The sequence below is a fragment of the Halomonas sp. V046 genome (genome assembly GCF_052645355.1).
The window spans coordinates 448505-471647 of sequence record NZ_JBQXYF010000001.1; the positions used below are offsets into that span (position 1 = coordinate 448505).

21 protein-coding genes are annotated in these 23143 nt (G+C 63.8%); 6 read left to right on the forward strand and 15 right to left on the reverse strand.

The annotated features are described in order from the left end of the window. Positions 1-131 precede the first annotated feature (131 nt). Positions 132-2426 (reverse strand): autotransporter outer membrane beta-barrel domain-containing protein, encoded by a 2295-nt coding sequence (locus ACUN9Y_RS01910; protein ID WP_445458976.1) that lies wholly within the window; start codon positions 2424-2426, stop codon positions 132-134. A gap of 684 nt (positions 2427-3110) precedes the next feature. Between ACUN9Y_RS01910 and ACUN9Y_RS01915 the strand changes: the two genes are divergently transcribed. Continuing rightward, positions 3111-3788, forward strand: coding sequence for a hypothetical protein (locus ACUN9Y_RS01915; protein WP_445458977.1), 678 nt, complete (start codon positions 3111-3113; stop codon positions 3786-3788). A gap of 538 nt (positions 3789-4326) precedes the next feature. On the opposite strand, the gene ACUN9Y_RS01920 is transcribed toward ACUN9Y_RS01915, so the two are convergent. Further along, a complete protein-coding gene (locus ACUN9Y_RS01920; protein WP_445458978.1) occupies positions 4327-5256 on the reverse strand; it encodes a DUF808 domain-containing protein in 930 nt (309 codons plus the stop codon). 156 nt (positions 5257-5412) lie between these two features. Between ACUN9Y_RS01920 and ACUN9Y_RS01925 the strand changes: the two genes are divergently transcribed. Together ACUN9Y_RS01925 and ACUN9Y_RS01930 are read left to right on the forward strand one after the other, a co-directional pair. Continuing rightward, positions 5413-5709 carry a hypothetical protein gene (locus ACUN9Y_RS01925; RefSeq protein ID WP_445458979.1) on the forward strand — a complete coding sequence of 99 codons (297 nt, stop codon included), beginning with the start codon at positions 5413-5415 and terminating at the stop codon, positions 5707-5709. Between the two features lie 71 nt (positions 5710-5780). Then, positions 5781-6416, forward strand: coding sequence for a glutathione S-transferase family protein (locus ACUN9Y_RS01930; protein ID WP_445458980.1), 636 nt, complete (start codon positions 5781-5783; stop codon positions 6414-6416). Positions 6417-6599: 183 nt separating this feature from the next. Here ACUN9Y_RS01930 and astB read toward each other — a convergent pair whose 3' ends face one another. From astB to ACUN9Y_RS01955, 5 genes are read right to left on the reverse strand one after another with little or no spacing between them, the layout of a single operon-like run. Further along, positions 6600-7964: an N-succinylarginine dihydrolase gene (astB, locus tag ACUN9Y_RS01935; protein ID WP_445458981.1), complete on the reverse strand. Its 1365-nt coding sequence runs from the start codon at positions 7962-7964 to the stop codon at positions 6600-6602. Next, positions 7961-9430, reverse strand: coding sequence for a succinylglutamate-semialdehyde dehydrogenase (gene astD / locus ACUN9Y_RS01940; protein WP_445458982.1), 1470 nt, complete (start codon positions 9428-9430; stop codon positions 7961-7963). The genes astB and astD overlap by 4 nt, the downstream gene beginning before the upstream one ends. Then, complete coding sequence (astA, locus tag ACUN9Y_RS01945; RefSeq protein ID WP_445458983.1) at positions 9430-10473, reverse strand: arginine N-succinyltransferase; 1044 nt, start codon at positions 10471-10473, stop codon at positions 9430-9432. Before astA ends, astD begins: the two co-directional genes overlap by 1 nt. Further along, on the reverse strand, positions 10473-11543 hold the full coding sequence (locus ACUN9Y_RS01950; RefSeq protein ID WP_445458984.1) for an arginine N-succinyltransferase: 1071 nt from the start codon (positions 11541-11543) through the stop codon (positions 10473-10475). The genes astA and ACUN9Y_RS01950 overlap by 1 nt, the downstream gene beginning before the upstream one ends. A gap of 47 nt (positions 11544-11590) precedes the next feature. Further along, complete coding sequence (locus ACUN9Y_RS01955) at positions 11591-12805, reverse strand: aspartate aminotransferase family protein (protein ID WP_445458985.1); 1215 nt, start codon at positions 12803-12805, stop codon at positions 11591-11593. A 288-nt stretch (positions 12806-13093) separates the two neighbouring features. Here ACUN9Y_RS01955 and ACUN9Y_RS01960 point away from each other — a divergent pair, with 288 nt between their 5' ends. Both ACUN9Y_RS01960 and ACUN9Y_RS01965 read left to right on the forward strand, forming a co-directional pair. Next, the gene (locus tag ACUN9Y_RS01960) at positions 13094-13738 is read left to right on the forward strand and encodes a class I SAM-dependent methyltransferase (protein ID WP_445458986.1); all 645 of its coding nucleotides are present in this window, start codon (positions 13094-13096) and stop codon (positions 13736-13738) included. Continuing rightward, entirely contained in the window at positions 13735-14844 is a 1110-nt protein-coding gene (locus tag ACUN9Y_RS01965) for an alpha/beta hydrolase family protein (protein ID WP_445458987.1), read from the forward strand. Before ACUN9Y_RS01960 ends, ACUN9Y_RS01965 begins: the two co-directional genes overlap by 4 nt. Here ACUN9Y_RS01965 and ACUN9Y_RS01970 read toward each other — a convergent pair. From ACUN9Y_RS01970 to fabV, 6 genes are all read right to left on the reverse strand, one after another. Then, positions 14763-15722 carry a GlxA family transcriptional regulator gene (locus tag ACUN9Y_RS01970; protein ID WP_445459085.1) on the reverse strand — a complete coding sequence of 320 codons (960 nt, stop codon included), beginning with the start codon at positions 15720-15722 and terminating at the stop codon, positions 14763-14765. The two genes, ACUN9Y_RS01965 and ACUN9Y_RS01970, sit on opposite strands and share 82 nt — an antisense overlap. A gap of 118 nt (positions 15723-15840) precedes the next feature. Further along, entirely contained in the window at positions 15841-16380 is a 540-nt protein-coding gene (locus ACUN9Y_RS01975; protein WP_445458988.1) for an isochorismatase family protein, read from the reverse strand. A 753-nt stretch (positions 16381-17133) separates the two neighbouring features. Beyond that, the gene (locus tag ACUN9Y_RS01980; protein ID WP_445458989.1) at positions 17134-17358 is read right to left on the reverse strand and encodes a hypothetical protein; all 225 of its coding nucleotides are present in this window, start codon (positions 17356-17358) and stop codon (positions 17134-17136) included. Positions 17359-17793: 435 nt separating this feature from the next. Further along, positions 17794-18330, reverse strand: a complete 537-nt coding sequence (locus ACUN9Y_RS01985; protein WP_445458990.1) for a DUF417 family protein — start codon at positions 18328-18330, stop codon at positions 17794-17796. 619 nt (positions 18331-18949) lie between these two features. Next, positions 18950-19927: a GlxA family transcriptional regulator gene (locus tag ACUN9Y_RS01990; RefSeq protein ID WP_445458991.1), complete on the reverse strand. Its 978-nt coding sequence runs from the start codon at positions 19925-19927 to the stop codon at positions 18950-18952. A 135-nt stretch (positions 19928-20062) separates the two neighbouring features. Then, positions 20063-21262: an enoyl-ACP reductase FabV gene (fabV, locus tag ACUN9Y_RS01995; protein ID WP_445458992.1), complete on the reverse strand. Its 1200-nt coding sequence runs from the start codon at positions 21260-21262 to the stop codon at positions 20063-20065. Positions 21263-21431: 169 nt separating this feature from the next. Between fabV and ACUN9Y_RS02000 the strand changes: the two genes are divergently transcribed. Then, on the forward strand, positions 21432-21821 hold the full coding sequence (locus ACUN9Y_RS02000; RefSeq protein WP_445458993.1) for a DUF7079 family protein: 390 nt from the start codon (positions 21432-21434) through the stop codon (positions 21819-21821). Positions 21822-21854: 33 nt separating this feature from the next. On the opposite strand, the gene ACUN9Y_RS02005 is transcribed toward ACUN9Y_RS02000, so the two are convergent. Next, a complete protein-coding gene (locus ACUN9Y_RS02005; RefSeq protein ID WP_445458994.1) occupies positions 21855-22340 on the reverse strand; it encodes a glutathione peroxidase in 486 nt (161 codons plus the stop codon). Between the two features lie 71 nt (positions 22341-22411). Then, positions 22412-22993 (reverse strand): NUDIX hydrolase, encoded by a 582-nt coding sequence (locus tag ACUN9Y_RS02010; RefSeq protein ID WP_445458995.1) that lies wholly within the window; start codon positions 22991-22993, stop codon positions 22412-22414. Positions 22994-23143 lie beyond the last annotated feature (150 nt).

Below are 23143 nucleotides of genomic sequence, written 5' to 3' on the forward strand. Positions count from 1 at the left end.
CCGCCCCCGTGAAGCCCTTTTCCGCCGCTCTTTGCGTCCCTCGTTCGACCGCTCTTTCCACCTCCCTGTCGCGAAAGCCTCTCGACCCCCGGCGTCTTGCTCCTTGCTGCGTGCTCCTTGCGTCCTGCTTCTTACCAGCTGTAGCGATAGCCCAGGTTCACGCCCCAGGGCTGTTCCAGCTCGTTGCCGTTGGCGTAGTCAGCATCGATAAAGAGCCGCGAGGCCGGAGTGACCCCAACGCTCATTCCCATGCCCACGTCCACGCGGTCACCCGGCAGCTCGACGTTGATGTCGTGGCCATTGACCTCGACCTCGCTGTCATCGGCCAGCTCGGCAATGTAGGACACCCGAGCATAGGGCTGCAGGTCGATGCCATTCTCCAGGGGAATGCGCTTGCCGCCCAGCACGCCCACGCGGGCCTGAACGCTATCGAGATCGTCGGCGTCGACGCTCAGACCATCGGACTGGCGGTACTCACTGCCCTCGATGCGGGCCACGGTCAACTGGGCCTGAGGCTCCAGGCGCCAGCCGCCGTCAAAGGCAAACTGACGGCCGGCCTCGACGCTTGCGCTGTAGCCCGTGGTGTCATCGTCGCCGCGCACGCGCCGGCCAAGGTTGTCGTTGAAGCGGATCTCGTTCTCGTAGTGGGTCACCCGCACCACGCCATCCACATAGATCCCATCGTCACGCAGGTAGGTGCCATAGACACCGGCGCCGGTACCATCGATATCCCCCTCGACGCCTTCGCCGAAGCTCTGATCGGCGTCGGTCGCCGCCATCAAGCCGCCGACGTACAGCGCACCGCCCTCCACATCGAAGGCCTTGTCGGCGCCCACGGTGGTGGACTGGACGTTCTGGCGATAGTCGCGGCTCGACAGGTTACTGACGCGATACTCCTGGGCCGTGCCACGCACCCACACGCCGCCCTGCCGGTTGCCCTGCGACACGTGCAGCTCACCCTGACGCTGAGCCAGCGTGTCGAGCTCGGCGCTTAACAAGGTGGCGTAGGCGCTGTGCATACCAACCGCCGCATTGGCGCCTTTACTCAGAGTATCCGGGCCCGGTGCTATGGGAGGAACCGGCACCATTGGGTCCGTCGGGTCCGTCGGGTCCGTCGGGTCCGTCGGGTCCGTCGGGTCCGTCGGGTCCGTCGGGGCGACAGGATCGACAGGATCGGCAGGATCGACAGGGTCGACAGGATCGACAGGGTCGACAGGGTCGGGGGGCAGGATAGCGGTATTGACCAGCAACCAGTCATCGCCCTGATGCTCGAGCTCATAGCGGAAGGTGCCCGCGTCGACGTGCTCACCGACTAGCCCAAACTGAGCGTCACCGCCGCCGGTCGCCACCAGTTCCAGGGCATTGCCACCACTAGCCACCGCCGCCCCCGCCCCCCCCCCCGCCAGCGCCAGCGCCAGCGTCCGAGCCTTGCGGCGACTACCAGGCTCGACCCCGGAATCCCCGACCAGCAGTTGATGGTCTCCCGTCGCCTGGCCCGCGACCGTCACATGGTCACCGGACAACGCCGCCACATCGGTATCGAACATGAATAGGGTGCTGCCGGTCAGGTCACCACCGATGGTCAACTCGTCCCCGGCCATCCCGTCCTGCATGTCGATGCTGCCACCGGCACTATCTAGCGACCCAGCGACGACGAAGTTACTGGCGCCTTGACCGACTGCACGACTTATCGACCCGTGGTTGCCGCCGCCAACCATCAGGCGGCTACCCTCGTTCGCCAACAGCAGGGTACCTTCAATTTGTGAACTGCCGACGACGCTTAGCGTGCCGGTACCGCTCACCACCACAGGCCCAGCGTCGTCAGCCATGACCAGAGAGGCATTACGCAGCGCCAGGGTACCCGCGTCCACGCCGACGTTGCGCCAGGCGCCATGAGTCTGCACGCCGGTCAGCGTCCAGGTAGACGCTTGGGTCTTGTGCAAGTCGTCGAATCCGCTGATGGCATTGGGCCGACCATTATCACCGATACGCGCCAGGTCGAGCTCGACGTCCTGGTCCCCGGACAGGATCAGGGTATCTTGGCTGCCGGTAGAAGAGGCGGCGATGGTGCCTCGATGCGCCGACGTACGGGAAAGAAAGAGCGACGAGCGGCCTTGCACCTGAGTCAGATCGATGGCTGTCCCTTCGCGGCCGGTTACCTGACCCTCGACGAAGACGCTGGCATCTCCCCCACTCTCGACGACGATGCCACGCTCGGCATTGATCGTTCCTTGGCTGGCGACAGACGTGGTCCCGTGCCCCTGATTGACGGCATGGATACCCGCCTCGGCCGCAGCGTCGTCGCTGGTGGTACCCGCGGTGATGTTACCGGCCGCGAAGATGCTGACCGTGCCATCGACGGCCGTCGTCGTAGCCTCGATGCCATGACCTCCGTCGGCACGGATGGCTCCCTGCGCGACGACCAACGCATCTCCTCCGTGCGATATCGCGCGAATGCCATGGCGACCCGACGACACATCGCCGAGTATAGTGACCTTGACATCGCTGACGGCCGATGAGGAAGAACTAGGCCCAGAGTATGCATAAACGCCATCGCCGTCGGCCCGCACATCACCGTCGGCCTGCACATCAAGACGGCCTCCTCGTGTCGAGTAAGCGGTTATACCGCGTCCGATGCCGCCGTCGACATCGGCGACGCGCAGCGTGATATTGCTCGGGTTCGTGGGCGAGAAGGCGTAGACCCCCCCGTAGTTGACGTTCCCTTGCAACTCACTTCCAGAACTGACTTTCCGTTGTGCAGAAATACGAATATCGCCGGCGGCGTTATTCCCATCGACAACGATGCCACCGGTCCCGCCCGAAACACTTTCGTGCGCGATGATCTGCCGTGCTCCTCCGACGTTGCTTGAACTGCGTATGCCGACCGCTGTCCGAGAGCTTACGCTCCCCGATGTTTCGATAGAGACCGCACCACCCGCGCCGGATACAAAGGGATCGATTGCCGAAAAAACCCCATCGTCAAAGGCGTCCACGTTTCCCTGGACATCGATGTTTATGCCATTGCCGTTCAACACGAAGATGCCTTTACCTTGAGTGCTTGTGACTCCCCCATCGATAACGGCGTGAACTTCTGAGGCCCCCCCGGAAACATGAACCCCGTCATATCGGGCCAGCACGTCTCCGCCGACGTTAACGTCCGCTCTATCGGTCGCCTCTTCCGACGCGCCAACCCAGATGCCCTGCCCCTGAGCAGCGCTGACATTACCGACCACCGATACAGAGACATCGCCTCCATTTGCCGCGGCATAAACACCGTCCCCTCGTCCGCTGAGGGTGACATTCCCTTCGACGGTGACATCGACACTGCCTTGGCCTTGCGAATCGGCGTTGACGACGGTGCCCGATCCGGATTGCACGTCGCCGTGGGACAAAACGACGATGTTCCCGTTGCCAATGGCGCCGATGGCTCCCTGCGTGACGCCACTAATCTTGCCGCGGGTCTCGAGGTAAATATCACCCTCGCCATGGTGCATGACATCGAGAGCGGTCCGATCACCGGTGATGGATCCTTCACCGCGCTGAACAAAGGATATCTCCCCTCTATCACCGATATCCTTTTGAATAGAAATGGCACTCTCATTCGCGTCATCGACCCGAATGGAAAATTCCTGGTCGGTCGTGACCGTAATCTCGGACGAACCGTTGATGGTCACCGGCGCATCACCGGCGGCAGCTACGTCGCCACTGCAGAGCCACGTCTTGCCATCAACGGTTTCGCAGCGTCCCGCCCAGGCAGGCGACAGAGAGAGCATCAAGGTTGCCAATGAAATAGGAGTTACGATGTATCGTTGCTTCATTGTCACGACACCTGTAGAACAACAACACTCACGCACAGACCAACGTCTATATCTATGCAGGTATTATCATTCTTTCAGCGCCAGAAAAATTGACTTAGATCATTGGCCACGACATCCCTTCTCTTCGCAGGCTCGAGGGGGTTTTTCCACGCATATAGCGGCGCCTCACCGACCCTCATCGTCTCAGTCGCAGGAGTATTCTGCGCGAATATCCAAGACAACCTGCGCCCTCAAGGCTCACGAGAGTAGCGCTTTACGCAGCGCAAACAGCGATGCCGAAGACGGTGCCTGGCTCACGCTGAGCGACGATGAAGCAAAAAATGGGGCAGCCCGAAAGGCTGCCCTCATCCAATAGTAACTCCCAGTGCGCATCGCTCACCGCCCCCGGATGTCAGCCGCAACCTTCACGGCTGATCGCGCCCCCCGCCGCCGATAAGCGGCGGCGCCAAAGCGCCAGGGCCACGACCGGAGGCTGCATCGACGCGACGCCGTCCTGAGCTCGGCCGCCTCAGTGTGACGCTCCCCGCATACGCTGCACGCCGGTAATGACGGCAACCAGCGCGGCCCCCACGGCCAGGCCGAACACGCCATTGAGCAACATCGGCACCAGCCCATGCACAATCGCGTCGAGGCCAGGAATCGCCATATCGATATCGGCCACGCCTTCGATCCAGTGGCCCACCACCGGGATACCGTGGGCCAGGATGCCGCCGCCAACCAGGAACATCGCCAGAGTGCCGAAGATCGACAGCCCCTTCATCAATAGCGGCGCCCCCTTGAGTAGTCCGCGACCGATGGCCTGGGATAGACCGCCTTCCTGCTGAGTCAGGTAGAGGCCCAGGTCATCGAGTTTCACCAGCCCCGCCACCAGCCCATAGACGCCGACGGTGATCAGCAGGCCGATCGATACCAGCACCGCGATCTGTTGGGACAGCGGCGCCTGGGCCACGGTGCCGAGGGCGATGACGATGATCTCCGCCGAGAGGATAAAGTCGGTACGGATCGCACCCTTGATCTTGTCACCCTCGAACGCCTTCATGTCGGCCGAGCCATCCTTCAGGGCCGCAAGTCGCTCGGCGTGTTCTTCGTCGACCTCACCTTTATGCAGAAACTTGTGGGCGAGCTTCTCGGCCCCCTCGAAACACAGATAGGCCCCCCCCAACATCAGCAGGACCGTGACCAGCCACGGCAAGAAGGCGCTGATGATCAGCGCCGCGGGAATCAAGATCACCTTGTTGATCAGCGAACCTTTGGCCACCGCCCACACCACGGGCAACTCGCGATTCGCGGCGACGCCGGTGACCTGCTGGGCATTGAGCGCCAGGTCATCGCCCAGCACGCCCGCGGTCTTCTTGGCGGCGACCTTGGTCATCACCGAGACGTCGTCGAGCAGTGTGGCAATATCGTCGATCAGGGTTAAGAGACTGCTTCCGGCCAAGGGACTCCCTCCGTGAGAAAACTAACAGGCGACGCCCACATGGTCGCCCCTGAGTTCAGCATAACTGCTCCGGTTCATGACTGCTGCTCCGAGCGTCGATCTCGCTCATCGTGCACAGCCAGCGTAGGCTGGACAAGGACACCGCGAGAGAGAGCCATGCCCAAGCTCAAGGAACTGATCGATCGCCTACCGGACGGCTACAGCGAAGTGATGTTCGCAGGCCGTCGCTACGGCGTCACCCGCCGGTCCTTCAACGCTGGCCGCTCGCTAAAGGTGTTCGCTGAGGAGCTCGGCGGCGACGACATCATCAGTCTGAATGCCTACCGGTTGGCGTCGGGATGGCGTCTCAACCCCTGCGAGATGAGCAGCGACAAGGTGCTAGACTTTCTCGAACGTCAGCGCCCTTTGCGGCATAACGGCACAGGCAGTCCTGAACGGCACAGACAGTCCTGAACGGAATGCTTGGTTCGGCACAAATCAAGGCATCATTTCTACCGCTTCCCCCCCTTGTTCGGGAGACTCGAATGGCATCGATCGATTTCTACACCCATCCGATGAGCCGCGGCCAGATCGCACGCTGGGCCCTCCACGAGACCGGAGCCGACTACGATGAGCACCTGATCGACTATGGCCCGGCGATGAAATCCGCCGACTATCTAGCGCTCAATCCCATGGGCAAGGTCCCGACCATCGTCCATGACGGCGCGGTGATCACCGAGTGTGCGGCTATTTGCCTCTATCTTGCACAGGCTTTTCCGGAGGCCGACCTGCTCCCTCGAACGGCCGCCGAACGCGCCGACTACCTGCGCTGGTCGTTCTTCGCCGCTGGTCCCCTCGAACAGGCCATCGTCAGCCAGTCAATGGGGTGGAATGCCGGCGGCGATTCTCAGCTGGAAGGACGCCTGGGGTTTGGCTCCTTCGAGCGCACCGTCGCCACGCTATCGGCGTGGTTTGCCGGGCACGACCATGTCTGTGGCGGGCGTTTCACCGCGGCCGACATCTATGTGGGCGCCCAGGTCGACTGGGGGCTTCAGTTCGGGACCATCGAAGAGACCCCCGCTCTTGTGGCCTACGCCCAACGACTACGTCAGCGCGATGCCTATCAGGCCGCCAAGGCCATCGATGCCGATCATATTGCCGCCATGGACGATGATCGCTGACGCGACTCGATGTGCTGCGCCCCCACGCCAGGAAGCAGCGCGAGAGTGCCGTGGCCGGCACACAAAAAACCCCGAAGGTTGGAGGTAGGTGTCCAACTTTCGGGGTGCAGTTCATAGCGGCGGGGTGCCCTCATGAGACGCTGAACCAGTCACGACTTCACGCCGGCCACCGGTGTTGACCACTCAGGCCATCTGAAACGGATAGACCGGACCGAGCTCGAGTATCCTGGTGAGGTCATCGAGGGCGGCGAGGGTTTCCTCGGCCAGACGCGGATCGGACAGGTCCTCGGGCGAGAGGCTATCGCGGTAGTGGCACTCTACCCAGGCCACCAGGTCGGCATACAGGGCATCGTCGAGCAGCACGCGACCACCGAGAGCCTCGCGCTCGACGCGGGATAGCACCACGCGCAGGCGCAGGCAGGCGGGGCCGCCGCCGTTGCGCATGCTCTGCTTGACGTCCTTGACCACCACCTCGGCAATCGGATTGTTGCCCGCCAGCAGGTGATCCTGGAGGCAGCGCCACACGGCCTCGCGCTCCTGACACTCGCCCGGCACCACCAACGTCATGCTGCCGTCGGGGTTGGTCAACAGCTGCGAGTTGAACAGATACGACGCCACGGCGTCTTCCAGGCTGACCGCCGCCAGCGGCACCCGCACCGGAATCAGCGGCGTTGCCATCTTGTCGCGCAGCGCGTCGAGCGTCGCCTGCTCATCGCGAAAGGCCAACTCGTGGTAGAGCAGCACGGGGCCATTGCCCACCGCGATGACGTCATTGTGAAAGACGCCGGCGTCGATGGCATCCGGATGCTGCTGGGCATAGACCACTTGAGCATCGTTCAGGCCATGCTGGCGGGCGATGGCTTGGCTCGCCTCGAGGGTCTGGCGGGCCGGAAAGCGTTGCGGCTCGATGCCGTCGCCACCGAAGGCCTGACGGCCATAGACGAACAGGTGCACGCCCGGTTCACCATGCTCGCCACACAGCCGCGTGTGGTTGGCCGCGCCTTCATCGGAAAACGCCGGCGTCGCCGGCAGCACCGGGTGGTGGGCGAAGTGGGCAGGGTCGGCGAAGATCGCCGCCAGCACACGCCCAGTGGTCTCGGGCTCCAGAAAACGATGGAAACTCGACTGCAGGTTGGCCGGGGTGAAGTGCGCCCTGCCATCGGCGGCATCCACGCTCGGCGTCACGGTGCCGGCATTGGCCGTCCACATGCTCGAGGCCGAGCACACCGCGCGCAGCAGTTGCGGGGCCTGCTCGGCGGCCTGGGCCAGCACGCTGGCGTTGTCGCCGCCAAAGCCGAGGGCTCTGAGCGCGCCGATATCCGGGCGCTGCTGGGGCGGCAGCACCCCTTGAGCGTAGCCGGCATCCTTGAGCGACTTCATCTTGGCCAGGCCCTGAAGCGCGGCCTCCTTGGGGCTGGAGACCAAGCCGCCGTGGGACATCGAGGCCACGTTGCCGTGGGCCAGGCCAGAGTAGTTGTGGGTCGGCCCGACCAGGCCATCGAAGTTCACCTCGCAAGCGTCGAGGGATGCTTGATCGGCGCCGCTCACAACGTCACCCCCGGCGGCAGCTTCTCGGGCAGGTTCAGGGCCTCGGACTCCACCGAGGCGACCGGGTAGGCGCAATAGTCCGCCGCGTAGTAGGCGCTGGGACGGTGGTTGCCGCTGTCGCCGACACCGCCGAACGGCGCATCGCCAGAGGCCCCCGTGGTCTGGCGGTTCCAGTTGACGATGCCGGCCCGGATGCGCAACAGAAAGTCGTCCCAATCGGCACGTTCGCCGCCGATGAGCCCGGCGGACAGGCCGTAGCGGGTGGCGTTGGCGAGCTCGATGGCCTGGTCCCAATCGCGGTAGCGGGTCACCTTCAGCAGCGGACCAAAGTGCTCTTCATCGGGCACCTCGATACCGGTGACGTCGACCAGTCCCGGGGTCAGCAGGCTGGTGCCTTCCTTAACCTGGCTCATGCGCGCCAGCACCTTGCCACCGCGCGCCTCCAGGTCGGCCTGGGCCGCGAGCAGGCCCTCCGCCGCGGCGACGCTGACCAGCCCGGCGTAGAACGGCGGCTCCTCGGCAAACGGCTCGGCCACGCGCAGGCGCTCGATGGCACGGGTCAGCGAGGCGATCAGGCTGTCGCCGGCGGCGCCCTCGGGCACCATCAGGCGCCGGGCGCAGGTGCAGCGCTGACCGCCTGACAGGAACGCCGATTGCAGGATGGTCAGCACGGCGGCGTCTTCATCCGGCACGTCCTTGACCACCAAGGGGTTATTGCCGCCAAGCTCCAGCGCCAGCACCTTGCCCATTTGACCGGCGAATTGCTTGTGCAGCAGCCCGCCGACCTTGGCGCTGCCGGTGAACAGCAGACCATCGATGCCGGCATCGGACGACAACGCCTGGCCAACCGGCGCCGCACCCTGGACGAGGTTGATCACCCCCGCCGGCAGGCCCGCCTCGACCCAGCACTTGAGGGTCAGGTCGGCGGTCAGCGGCGTCTGCTCGCTGGGCTTGAAGATGACCGTGTTGCCGGCCAGCAGTGCCGGCACAATATGCCCGTTGGGCAGATGACCGGGAAAGTTGTAGGGCCCGAATACCGCCATGACGCCATGCGGGCGGTGGCGCAACACGGCGCGGGCATCGCCCAGGTCGCGTTCGCGTTCACCGGTGCGCTCTTCCCGGGCGCGGATCGACAGCGCCACCTTGCCGATCATGGCACCGACCTCGGTGCGGGCTTCCCACAGCGGCTTGCCGGTCTCGTGGGCGATGCTCGCGGCAAGATCCTCGCGGTGGGCTTCGAGCACTTCGCGAAAGCGCTCGACCAGCGCCTGACGCTCGGCCAGCGGTGTCATCGCCCAGCCGGCGAAGGCGGCCCGGGCCGCGGCCACGGCATCCGCCACCTGGGCATCACTGGCCGCAGCACCCGACCACAGCGTTTCGCCGGTGATCGGATCGAGCTTGGTGAAGCGCTCGCTCGCGCCGTCCTGCCACTGGCCGTTGATCAGCAGTTGTTGGGTCGGTTGCATCACGCCTCCTCGTCGCTGTTCAGGATTCGCAGGGTATCGCCAGAGGCGACCTCGAGCCTGCGAGCCTCTTTCTCGTTGAGTGTCACCACGCCGTCGGCGTTCGGTCCGCGTCCCACCCAGGCGGCACGAAACCCTTCCATGCCGGTGGTGGCGGCCAGCCACTGGGGACGCTCGGCGTCTTCGACATCGGGATCGACCTCGACGCGAGCGTGACGCGACAGACGCACCCCCTTCACATCATCGATGTAGGCCTCGACGGTTGGACCACCATCGAAAATATCGATGAAGCCTTCCCAGCGCAGCCCCTGCTTCTTGAGCATCGCCAGCGCCGGCCGAGTGTGTTCGTGTACCTGGCCGATGCAGTCCCGCGCGGCCTCCGACAGAAACGGCGTATAGATCGGGAACTTCGGCATCAGCTCGCCGATGAAGCTCTTCTGGCCAAGGCCGGTAAGGCGGTCTGCTTCGTCGAAGTCCATCGGGAAGAAGTTGCTGCCCAGGCACTCCCAGAAGGCGCTGCGGCCGTTGTCGTCGAAGCGCCCGCGCATCTCGGCCAGCACCTTCTCGGGGAAGCGATCGCGAAACTCAGCCATGAATAGCCAGCGCATCATCGACAGCAGCGCTCCGTTACGCTCGTGGCGACGGTCGGCACCGCGAAATTCCGGGCGCAGAAACAACGAGGCCACCTCCGCATCACCGGTGTGGTCCGAGCTCAAGAACAGCGTGTCGATGGTGCGGTGCAGATCGAGCTGCTTGGAGGAGTGCGCCAGGGTCCCCACCCGATAGTGATAGAACGGAACCTCTCGCCCCACCTGGCCTTCGATGGCGCAGCAGCCGGCCAACTTGCCGCTGGTCTCGTCTTCCAGCACGAAGAAGTACAGGCGCTGATCCACCGGCGTCTTCTCACCGAAGGCGCTGGTCGCCGAGGCGATCTTCTCGGCCAGAAACTCGCGATTGTCCGGCAGCGAGGTAAAGCCCACACCGGTTTCCCGGGCCAGCGCCTGGAGTTCATCCAGATCGCCCGAGGCAATGGGTCGGATGCGCATTACAGCTCTCCCTCATCGTAGCCGGGGTCCAGGTCGGCATCTGCCAGGGCCAGGGGAGCGGCCAATACCGCGCGGCCTTCCTCGACACCCAGCAATTCGGCATGCTCGGGCGACAGCATCAACTGGCCGGTCGGCGACAGGGCGTAACGCGCCACGGTGCAGCAGAAGCCGTCCAGGCGCTGGTTGGCGATCATGGCGGGCTCAGCATCGGGCATGGCGTGCTCCGGGCGAATCCGCACCGGGTGCCAGGCGGCCCGCCGGAAGCTCTCGAGCCTGGCGCGGTCGGCCTTGATCACGGGGCCGGCATCGAACAGGTCGACATGGCGCGAGCGCAGAAAGCCCTCGGCCAGCATCTCGTTCATGGCACCCTCATGATCGGGGTGCTCGCGACCGATGGCGGCCCGGGCCTGGGGCGTCAACAGCGCCAGGTACAGAGGGAACTGCGGCATCACCTCGGCGATGAAGCTCTTCGAGCGAACCCCGGCGATGTAGTTGATCTCGTGATAGTCGCGCACGAAGAAGTGGCGACCGACACTGTTCCAGAACGGCGACTGGCCATCATCGTCCAGATAGCCGGGAAACGCCATCGCCAGGACCTCGGCGAAACGCTCAGGGTACTGACTGATGAACATCAGCCGCGCCCGACGCAGCAAGCTCTCGGCGCTGGTGCCCTTGTAGCGCGCATCGATCGAGAAGGCGCACAGCAGGCTCGCGTCGGAGACCTCGTGGGACAGCGCCAGGGTCTGCACCTCACGCCTCACGTTGAGCTGTTGCGAAGCGTGAATGAGGGTTTCCTGACGATAGGTGTAATAGGCCTCGTTGGCCCCGGCCAGGGCGCGAATGGTCGCGGTACCCACGACCTCGCCGCGCTCCAGATCCTCGAGCACGAAGGTGTAATGCTCATCGCCGGGCATGTCGGCGTCACCGCCAAAGGCCCGCTGGGAGCGCGCAATGCGCTCCTCCAGCCGGTCACGATGGGCCGGCAGATTGGTCAGGCGCGGCGTCGCGCTCCCCGCCAGCCGCTCCAGGGCCGGCAGGTCGCTTGGCCGCGTCGGGCGAACGACCAGCATGGGGTTGCCTCCTCGCAAGCTTCGCGGTTCCGACGTCACGGCGTGACTCACTGGCCAGCCACCAGGCGGGCCACGGCGCGCTCCAGACGTGCCAGACCTTCCTTGATATCGGCTTCGGGCACCACCAGCGACGGGGTCATGCGCAACACATTGGGCCCGGCGATCAACGCCATCAGGCCTTCCTCGATGGCCAGCGGCAGGATGTCCTTGGCGCGCCCTTCGTATTCCGGGGCCATCTCGGCACCGATCAACAGGCCTTTACCGCGGATCTCCTTGAACACCCCGTGCTTGCGGTTGATCTCTTCCAGATGTTCGCGGAAAAGGTCATGACGCTTGGCGACGCCGGCGAGCACCTCGGGGGTATCGATATGACAGACACCGGCGAGTGCCACGGCCGAGGCCAGGGCATTGCCGCCGTAGGTAGAGCCGTGGGTGCCGATGGCCATGGCCGGCGCGACGCGGTCGGTGGTCAGCATGGCGCCGACCGGGAAGCCACCCCCCAGGCCCTTGGCGCTGGTCAGGATATCCGGCGTCACGCCGTAGTCCATGTAGGAGTAGAACGAGCCGGTGCGGCCGACGCCGGTCTGGACCTCATCGAACACCAGCAGGGCATTGTGCTCGTCGCACAGCGCCCGCAGGCCTTCGAGAAACTCGGCGGTAGCCGGAATGATGCCACCTTCGCCCTGGATCGGTTCGACCATGACGGCACAGGTGGTGTCGCCGATCAGTTCACGCACGCTGTCCAGATTGTTGTACTCGGCGTGAACGATGCCGCCGGGGACCGGACCAAAGCCCTGGGAATACTTCGGCTGACCACCGACGCTCACGGTAAAGAAGGTACGCCCGTGAAATGACTTGCCGAAGGAGATGATGCGGTTCTTCTGCTCGCCGTAGTTGTCAAACGCCCAGCGCCGCGCTAGCTTCAGCGCTGCCTCGTTGGCCTCGCCGCCGGAGGAGCACAGGTAGACCTTGTCGGCGAAGGTCCGCTCGGTGAGCTCCCGGGCAAGCGCCAGGGCCGGCTCGTTGGTATAGACGTTGGACAGGTGCCAGAGCTTCTCGCCCTGAGTCTTGAGCGCCTCGACCATCACCGGATGACAGTGCCCCAGCGAGTTCACCGCGATGCCACCGGCGAAGTCGATGTACTCGCGACCGTCCTGATCCCACAGGCGGCTGCCTTCACCACGCACCGGGATGACCTTCTGGGGCGAGTAGTTGGGCACCATATGCTGGTCGAAGTCGGCGCGGGTCGGGGTATGGCTCATCGAAAATCTCCGTTTTTTACGGGGGCAGCAACCGCGCTTCCACGGTCGACGCTGTTGGCGGTCCAGGGCCTTGGCCAAGCTATCGAAAGCCGATTCGGCGCAAGGCCAGTGGCGCGCCAGAAGGCAAGGTCAAAGGACTCGTTCATTGCTCATTCGAGTATAGGGAGACGCCGTGACGGAAGCTTTCAGCAATGGGACCCTGACTTTCATAAACGTCGTCGGCTGCGTTCCCCCGGCGTTTCTCGGCTAGGCTTGCAAGGCGTCATCCCTCACCTGCTGGAGAGGCCCATGTTCAACACCACGGGTTGGAACCGACTGCGCTATACGCTCTATGCCCCGGTCTACGACGCCGTGGCCGAGCGTACCTTTCGCCACGCACGCCGCGCGGCCCTGCAACAAGTCCGCTGGCATTCGGGTATGCGCGTGCTGTTGGTCGGTGCCGGCACCGGCCTGGATCTGCCCTGGCTGCCCCGAGACGTCGAGCTTCATGCCACCGACCTGTGTCCGGCCATGGTCAAACGACTCACCGAGCGCGCTCGCCTGCTCGGCATCGATGTGGATGCTCGGGTCATGGATGCCGAGCGCCTCGAGTATGACGACGGTCGCTTCGACGTGGTGGTGATGCACCTGATTCTGGCGGTGATGCCGACGCCCGAGGCCGGGCTTTGCGAGGCCCACCGCGTACTCGGCGCCAATGGCCAGCTCTGCGTGATGGACAAGTTTCAGGCCGATGATCGCCCGGCGGGGCTTGCCCGCCGCGGTCTCAACCTGATCACCTCGGCGATCGCCACCGACATCACCCGCCAGGCCAGGCCGCTGCTGGAGGCGACAGGGTTCAGTGTGGACGAAGACCGCCCGGTGATGATGGGCAGGCTGTTTCGCGCCCTGATCGCCAGCAAGACGAGCGCAATGCCCACGCGGGAATCGCCATGAGCATCGCTCGCTCGACGCGCCTGGCGGGCTGTCTGCTCGCGGTGTCATCTTGCCTGGTCGGCAACCAGACCTGGGCCGAGGTAACGATCGGTTTCGAGCGCCTTGTCATCGAAGCGCCGGACGGCGGACGAACGCTCGACGTGGCACTGTGGTACCCCACCACCGATACCACGCCCTCACAGCTGATCGCCGACAACCCCGCCTTCATCGGCGAGTGGGCCAAGCCCGGCGCGCGCCCACGGCCGGGACCACTGCCCCTGGTCGTCACCTCTCACGGCTTCGGCGGCAACTGGCGCAATCAGGGGTGGCTTGGCGCCGAACTCGCCAGACGCGGCTATCTGGTCGCTGCACCCAACCATCCCGGGACCACCTCCAGAGACCGTTCACCGGTTCATGCCGCCGAACTATGGGAGCGAGCGCGTGATATCAGTCGAGTGATCGAAACGTTGACCGATGGCGACAGCGAAGAAAAAAGCGAGGGGGCTCGCAATCCCGTGGTCGACACTCACCGTATCGCCGCGGTAGGCCATTCGCTGGGAGGCTGGACGGTGCTGTCACTCGCTGGCGCACGCTTCTCGCCTGCCGCCTTCCGCCGCGACTGTGAGCAGCATCCGTCACTCGCCTCCTGCCGGGTCTACGCCCAGATAGGTGCCGGGCGAACCGCCCGAGAGCGCCGGCGCTTGGCCGAACCACTGACAGACACGCGAGTGAGCGCCGTCGTTTCCCTCGACCTTGGGCTGGCCCGAGGTCTGACCCCACAGAGCCTCGCCGCTATCGAGATTCCGGTACTGGTGATCGCCGCAGGCGCCGGCGCTCACCAGGCCCAACTGCCATCGACGCTGGAGTCCGGCTACGTCAATACCTACCTGCCACCGGCAACGAGCGTCGCGGTATCCCTCGACGATGCCGCGCATTTCAGCTTCCTTGGCCTTTGCAAGCCAGGCGCCGCCGCGCTACTCGACGAAGAGAGCCCCGGCGACGGCATCATCTGCGAAGAGGGCGGGGGTCAGTCACGCGACGAGACTCACCGGCAAACCGTCGAGCTCATTGATGCGTTTCTGCGCCGCCACTGGGCCGGACTACCCTCCTCGGCCCCCTCGCCGTAGCGCTGCCATACTCGCCGCAGCTGACGGTCGTCACCGAGTCCGACCCGCTCGGCGATATCGGTGAGCCCGAGAGACGTCTCCTGCATCAGACTGCGCGCCAGATGCAGGCGGACCCGGGCGAGATACTCCGGCAAGCCCATGCCGGTCAACGCCTGGAAACGTCGTCGCAGGTGACGCTCACTCATGCTCGACTCAGACGCCATGGCCGCCAGCGTCCAGGGCTCGGCGGGGGACTCCGCAAGGCAATCCTGCAGTCGATGGATTCGGGCATCGACGTGGTTGCGCCCCTTTAGCCAGATGCCCAACTGAGGTTCATGACCACTTCGGCGCAGGTACAGCACCATCTCTCGAGCCACCGCCACCGCCAGACGATGGCCACCATGCCGGGTCAACCAATAGAGCATCGTATCGATGCCCGTCGAGATCCCCGCGCTGGTAAGCAAGGGCCCATCTTCGGCAAAGATACAGTCGCGCTGAACCTTGGCTCGCGGCTCCAGTATCATCAGTTGCTCGAGCAGGCCATGGTGTGTCGTGCAGCGTCGCCCCGCCAGCAAGCCCGCCTGGGCCAGCAGCAGGGTTCCCGAGCAGACACTCATCAGCGTCGCGGCATCGTTGGCGTGGCGACGAAGCCAATCCACCGCCACCGCTTGCCCATGGGGCTCGATGGCGGCAGCGTACTGCCCGGGCACCAGCAGCAGATCCCACCCTGGCGCCGAGTCAGGCAGGGCCTCGATGCCGGTCAGGCGCAGCGGACCGAGCCAATCGAGTGTGTCGCAGGGACCGAAGTAGCGCACCTCGATGGCCGACGACAGGCGCTGAGCGCAGTGCAGCACCTGCCAAGGACCTACCAGGTCCAGCGGTACCTGGCCGGGGAGCATCAGCACCCCGACTCGCAGCGACGGGGGGCGCCCCCTAGGCAAGAGAGAAGACTGAGGTATCAGGTGGTAGCTCCTTCGCGACACAAGGGGGGGCCGAGATCAGCGCCCGATCGTTACCCTATTCGCTGGCCAGGCTAGCGACATCAACGATGCGGGCAAAACGCCCTTCCAGTACCAGTTCGGTACGCGCGCGGATCTCGTCGGCAGACCAGGTGCGACCCAGGCGCTGCATGGGAAAGGTCAGCGTCGCCTCGCTGACGAAATCGACATCGAAGCCAAGATCAGAGGCCACCCGAGTGGTGGTTTCACAACACTGCTCGGTGCGGATACCACTGACCCAGAGCCGGGTAATCTGGCGCGCTCTCAGCCACGTCTCGAGGCCGGTATCGGTGAACGCATTATGCACGCACTTCTCGAACACCACATCGGCGGCGTCCTCGAACCCTTCCAGAGGACGAATCAGGCCCATGGCGGGGTCGAACGGGCCTCCGCTACCCGGCGCAAGGTGATAGATGCGGACCACAGGCACGCCCCGGGCTCTAGCGAGATCGAGTAGCGCTCGCTGGGCACGGGCCCACGAAGCGACGTGGCCCTCGTCCCAGTAGTCACGAGCGGTAAACGAACGTTGAACATCAATCATCAGCAAGGCGACGGTCATGGTGGGCGCTTCCTTCATGGATAGAAGACACCAGACTAGGGAATGTGACCGCGGCCACCGAGACAGAAAGCGGACCAAAGACGGACAGATTCGGCCACGGCCACCGCCCCACGACACCCGGCCGGCGCCTCGTGAGACGCGGCCCTGCCGGCACCGCCAGTGACATGCGACCAGATCGGCTATCGCATCGGCTCGCAGACACCATGGCTCCCGCCGCCCTCCCCTACCAGCGCACGTACGGTGATGCATACCGCGATTCATGAAGATTGGTGACGTCGTCGCCGGGTGTCGAGGATCGCGACCAGGCCCTGCCGGCCAACCCACGTCTTCGGCCGCGTTTGATTCATCAGCAAGGCCCTGGCATTCCCGTCGGGGCGACACCCGCTCGCCGTCAATCATCTCAGGGCACCAGCCCCAGGAACAGCAACCGCCACGGTCCTAGTCGCAGTGCTTGTGCAGTGCTAGTCACGGTGCTCGTGCAGTGCGAATCACGGTGCTCGTGCGGTGCTAATCACGGTGCTAGTGCGGTGCTAATCACGGTGCTAGTGCAGTGCTATGCGCCGTGCCGGGCGCACCACGCAAAAGGGCCCACCGAAGTGGGCCCTAGATTCTTTCCAGACTGCACTAGCAGGAGTACAGATGCTACCAAGTATCGCTAGAGCCGACTCGGTGAGCCCAGAGGGCTCCCGAAGGACACTGTCATGGCCCGAGCCTCCTCGGCCTGACCGACGGGCTCGTCGACCGTCCTGCCGACTACTGGTTGGATTCCTTGAGACTATCGAGGGTCATCTGCAGCAGGTCCTTGAGCTCGGCCACTTCTTGCTCGAGGGCCTCGACTTCGCCCTCTTCACTGCCGGCCACACGAGTTTCCTCGATTTCCTGCATACGCTTTTCCAGCGTGGCAGAGTCCATGGCGTAGGCGCTACCAGCGGCCAGAAGAGATGCCAGGATCGCTGCGGCAAAAATTTTGGTTTTCATGAGAATCTCCTGAATATCACCGGACGCTCCCGGTAGTTTCACGTGGTCGCTTTAAGCCGTTACAACTATGCAGAAACGAGCGGAAAAAGACTTCGATGCCACACCACTGGGTGCCACACCAGGAGCCGATCACCTACTCGGCACGTCGCCGGCAATTCGCTGCCCCACCCTTTCGTTACGTTTCGTTACCTTACCCATACCAATCTAATCGCGGCCCTCCATATTGGCAATTGCCAATATGATCACCTAATCATTCATGCACAGTACGATTTTAGCCGCATGTTAAATAAGGATTTTTTTATCACCTTATTTTCGTCATACAGCCTTATTGTCGTCGGTGACACCTCGTCGCCCCAGTAATGTTCGAACATTCCCAGCCGATCATACGGGCTGGGATGCTCGCAAAACATAAGAAATATCTAAATTAACTATGATTTATGACAGGTCGCTCAGAAAGGGATCGGCGTCTTTCTGGGCGCCCTCCTTTTCTGTGATGACGGCCTGCCACGAGACACCGGTGATCACCAGGGCGGCACCAAGCAGCACGATATCCTTCGCCAAGAAGCCCCCGAACAGCGACGGGAAGGCGAGAGTCTCGCCACTCAGGCTGCTGACGTGGAACACGCCCGGCGTCGTCAGCAAGAAGCTGGTGGTGGTCAGGAAGATCACGCTGGCCAGCGCACCGCCCACAAATGCCGCCTTCTTGGACAGCGGGTACAGTGCGATCAGCACACCGACGATGATTTCCCCCGTACCGATCATGGCCGACACCTGGTTGACACTGCCGACGCTGTAAAGCCACGCCATCAGCGGTGAGCTGGCGACAATGCCTTCGATGGCGGCGGCTTCATCAGGATGAAACTTAAAGATACCTATCCAGAAAAGAATCGCCACAACGCCGTACAGCGCCACATAGAAACCAATTCGGGAAACAGTGGATGGATGCATAGCGACCTCGTTAATTTTTTCCAAGAATAAGATAGCGTATCGCGCTTCCCCTACGAGGGAAAACTGCCGTGTAAAAGCCCTTCTCGCGTCCTGATCAGCACATCAACACCACAAGTACATCGAGCAATCTTCTACCTGGCGTGCTGAAAAACCGCCAGCCTTCGTCACTGCGATGTGGCTTAGTGTCATGTAATATTGTCTTCCTTACAGGATATTGCCCAGATATTATGGGCGCTCCCATCATCGAAGATCGTTACTGCAAAGAGTCCTAACTTTAACGGGAAAACTCGCCCAAGCCGGCCAGGCAGGACGTCATCACTACGCCATGATTGACCTTAGACGCGCCTGGAGTTCCACTCCTTACAGGACCGGACACGCCATTTCCTGCGCTCAGAAGACGACCGCCACGGCCCATTCGATGACGTGATCTGGCGGGCAGCGAGCGTCATACGACGACGACCCGCGCCCCCACACCGCTGGGCAAGCCTAGGCGACCGTCGTCACGGAAGGTCCCGCCAATCGGCAGGATGGTGGCAAGAAGAAGGCAGATGAAAAAGACAACCCGAACGCGGTTGCGCCAGTGCCCGACGCGCAATGCGATATCGGGGGCGACAATAGAACAGCGCCGCGGAGAAAAGCCGCGCTAGCCTAGCCGTTCTTCCCTCGGCGTCATGCCAAAGTGATTACGGTAGGCGGTGGAGAAATGCGCCGCGGAAGAGAACCCGGTCTGCAGGGCAATCTCGCCCGCCGGACGATCGCTCTCGCGCAGCAGTCGGCGGGCCCGCTGCAGGCGTAGATCGAGGTAATAACGACTGGGCACCGACTTGAGATACTTCTTGAACAAGCGTTCGAGCTGACGCCGAGAGATGCCCAGGTGTTCGGCCAGCTCATGAGTCGTCAGCGGTTCTTCGATATTGGCTTCCATCAACTGAACCGCCTCGACCAGACTCTCCGGTGCGTGAGACAGGCGCGAGCGCAACGGTATCTGCTGCGGCTCGTCGCCCATGCGAATGCGCTCCATCACGAAGTACTCGGAGATGCGCGCCGCCAGCGAAGGACCGTGGTGCCCTTCCACCAGGGTGATCATCATGTCCATGGCCGCCGTGCCGCCGCCACAGGTAAATCGGTCACGGTCGATCTCGAACAGCTGCTCGGACATCCGCACCCGGGGATGGGCGGCCGCAAAGGCCTCGAAGCGCTGCCAGGGAAGCGTCGCGTTGTAGCCGTCCAGCAGCCCTAGCCTTGCCAGTACTTCGGTGCCCCCGCCGATCCCGCCCAGGGGAACGCCTGAGGCACTAAGGCGCTTGAGCCACATGTCGAGTGGCTCGGGGATGCCCCCCGGCAACTTGGCCGGCGCGCAGATCAATACCATGTCGGGGTGCGCCTCGGCCTCGCCGATGCTGGCCCGGGGCAGCAAGGTCTGCTGCGATGCGCTGGTCACAGGCTCGCTATCGCAAGCGTAGCTCGTCAGCCGATACAGCGTACGACCATGGAGAAGGTTGGCCACGTGCAGCGGCTCGGTCGCACAGGCTTGAGCGAGCAGCGAAAACCCCGGCAGCATGACGATACCCACCTGACGTAGCAAGGCGGCTGGACGTGACGTGGACGAAGACTCGGGCATCGAGGACTCATGGCAGGCGATGATGCAGACGACGGCAGTTTACGCCACTCGGCGGCATCCAGCAGCGCTAATGCCCATTGCGCATAACTGCCGACGCCGCAGGCGAATCCGGCATCGGCAGTCTCGCGGGCAGGGTCAGAGCTGGACGACGTCGAACTGGACGTTCGGATCGACGTCGGCGTCGTAGTCCACGTCGTCACGCTCGAAGCCGAACAGCTTGAGGAACTCGTGCTTGTACCCGGCGTAATCGGTGATCTCGAACAGGTTCTCGGTGGTGACGCGAGGCCACAGGTCCTTGCACGCCTGCTGCACGTCGTCACGCAGCTCCCAATCGTCCAGACGCACTCGGCGCGCGGCATCTGTCGCCATCTCGCCATCGGCGTAAAGACGCTCACCGAACAGGCGATTGAGCTGATCGATGGTGCCCTCATGCAGGCCCTGCTCTTTCATGATGCGATACACCATGGCGATGTACAGCGGCATGACCGGGATGGCGGCGCTGGCCTGGGTCACCACGGACTTCAGGACGGCGACATGGGCACTACCGCCGGAGGTTTCCAGAGACTCGTCGATGGCCGTGGCCGCGCGGTCGAGGTCTTCCTTGGCCTTACCGAGCGCGCCATGCCAATAGATCGGCCAGGTGATTTCGGTACCAATATAGCTGAAGGCGACACTGCGAGCCCCCGGCGCCAGCACGCCGGCATCGCGCAACGCCGCCATCCACAGCTCCCAGTCCTGCCCGCCCATGACGTCGGTGGTGTCCGCAATTTCCTGCTCGGTCGCGGGTTCCACTTCGGCTTCGATGATGGTGTCCTTGTTGGTATCGATGGCGGTGGCACGATAGCGCTCGCCGATCGGCTTGAGGCTCGAGCGCTTCAGCTCGCCACTGTCGGGCAGCTTTCTCACCGGAGAGGCCAGCGAGTAAACCACCAGATCGACCTGCCCCATATCCGCCTTGATGAGCTCGATGGCCTTGGCGCGCGCTTCGTGGGAGAAGGCGTCGCCGTTGATCGACTTGCTGTAAAGGCCTTCTGCCTTGGCGAACTTGTCGAACGCTGCCGAGTTGTACCAGCCCGCGGTGCCGGGCTTCTTTTCGCTGCCGGGCTTTTCGAAGAACACCCCGAGGGTATCGGCGCCATAGCCGAAGGCTGCGGTGACACGGGCCGCCAGGCCGTATCCGCTGGAGGCCCCGATCACCAGAACCTTCTTGGGTCCCTTGGCGGCATCCAGACCGCGGGCGCGCGTCGCCTGGATCTGCTCGAGCACGTTCTGCTCGCAGCCGACGGGATGGGTGGTAGTGCAAATGAATCCACGAACCTTGGGCTTGATGATCACAACAGACCTCTTCACTCTGTGCGGCCCCCGGAGGGGAACCGTCCGATATGTAAGTTACAGTGGCGGTATTCTAGCGATCCGCAGCCGCTCTGTCCGCCTTCGTGCAAGCCCCTTGTGGTCCCCCCTCGCCTGAGGCAGGATGCTGGCCACCGCCTCAGGAGGACCTCGGATGGACGCACAAACTCTGGTCGACCAGCGCGGCGAGCTGTGGCTGGCCATGGCACCGCTGTGGCTCGAGCGTGAGCCAAGCGAGGCCGATTACGCCCGCATGGTCAGCGTGATCCAGCGCGACAGCATTTCGCTCAAGGAACTGGAGTGGATATTTCGCCTGGAACTCGCTCCGGTGCTATCACGCCACCAGATGTCGGTGGCCGGCGAGTGGCTTCGCTTCGATGACCACAAGCTGATGCGCCAGCTGGTTGCCCACAACCGCCGACTCACCGGCTGGCGCCGCAAGACCTGGGCGCTGTTCTCGGGGCTGACCACCATGATGGTACGCCACCGCTACAACGCGCTGGTCGAACGGGTGGCGGTAGAGCGCGGCGAGTCGCCGCCTTGATGGCCTGATCCGCCCCCCACCAGGCCTCTCTTCCTAGGCCTCGTCGAGGGCCTGCTCCAGCGTCAACAGCATGGCACGACTTCCATCCCGCGGCGCAAAGCGTCGGATCGCCCTGCCGTCCCGCGAAACCAGAAATTTGGTGAAGTTCCACTTGATCGCCCGGGTGCCCAGCACGCCCGGCGCCTCGGCCTTGAGCGCCTTGAACAGTGGATGGGCGCCGCTACCATTGACATCGACCTTTTCCATCAGCGGAAAGGTCACACCGTATTCCCGCTCGCCCAGCGAACAGAAGGCCTCGGCCGACTCCGGCGACTGACGCGCGAACTGATTGCAAGGAAATCCCAGCACCGTGAACCCCCGTTCACGATGATGGCGATAGAGCATTTCCAGCTCCCGCAATTGTGGGGTAAAGCCACACTTGCTCGCGACGTTGACGATCAGCAGCACCTGCCCCCGCAGGGCGCGGAGGTTAAACGGCTCGCCGCGGTGAGTGCGGCATTCGTGGTCGTGAAGGGTCATGATTCGAACTCGCGGACAGTAGCCTCACGATGCCACGCCCGGGCCCGTCGCGCCAGTCCCGGGGGAGGGGCTCAGCGCGCGCCGCCCCCTCGCTCCCGCCGCAGCAGCAGCTCCAGTGCCAGCCGGGTATCGGGCGTTGCCTCGGGCAGGGCCAGCGCCTCATCCGGCACCAGCCAGGTCACCTCCACCACCTCTTCGGGCTGCAGCCTGAGGGGCCCATCATGGGTCACACAGAACACACTGCCGAAGATGCGGTGCCCTTGTTCAGCATAGATAAATTCCAGCGCCAGGGGGAGCCGAGTCGCGAGGATGCCCAGTTCCTCGGCCAATTCACGCATGGCGGCACGATGCACCGCTTCGCCGGCGCCTACCACCCCACCCGCGGCCAGATCGAGGCCACCGGGAAAGGCCTCCTTGGTCAAGGTGCGGCGCTGGACGCACAGCTCCCCGCGGCCATTGCGTACCACGATATAGGTGGCGCGATGCCAACAACGCAAGTGCCGCATCTGCGAGCGCCATGCGCTGCCACAGGGGCGGTTGCACTGATCGACGACCTGGATGCGCTCGTGGGCGACGACCGTGGTCGGTGCCGATTCGCTGGCGTTCGCAGCCAGAATCACCGGCGCCGTCTCCGGGCCTGAGGGTTGGGACATCATGACGCTCCGAGCAAATATCACCAGCCTACCCAGCCGCAGCGGTCGCGTCACCCGCCACGCATTGACCGCTTGCGCTCCAGGTTCCATGCTCCTTCAGCAGGGCCATCCGGTTGGCGCGTGTCGCCACCCATGGCCCAAGGAGGTTTC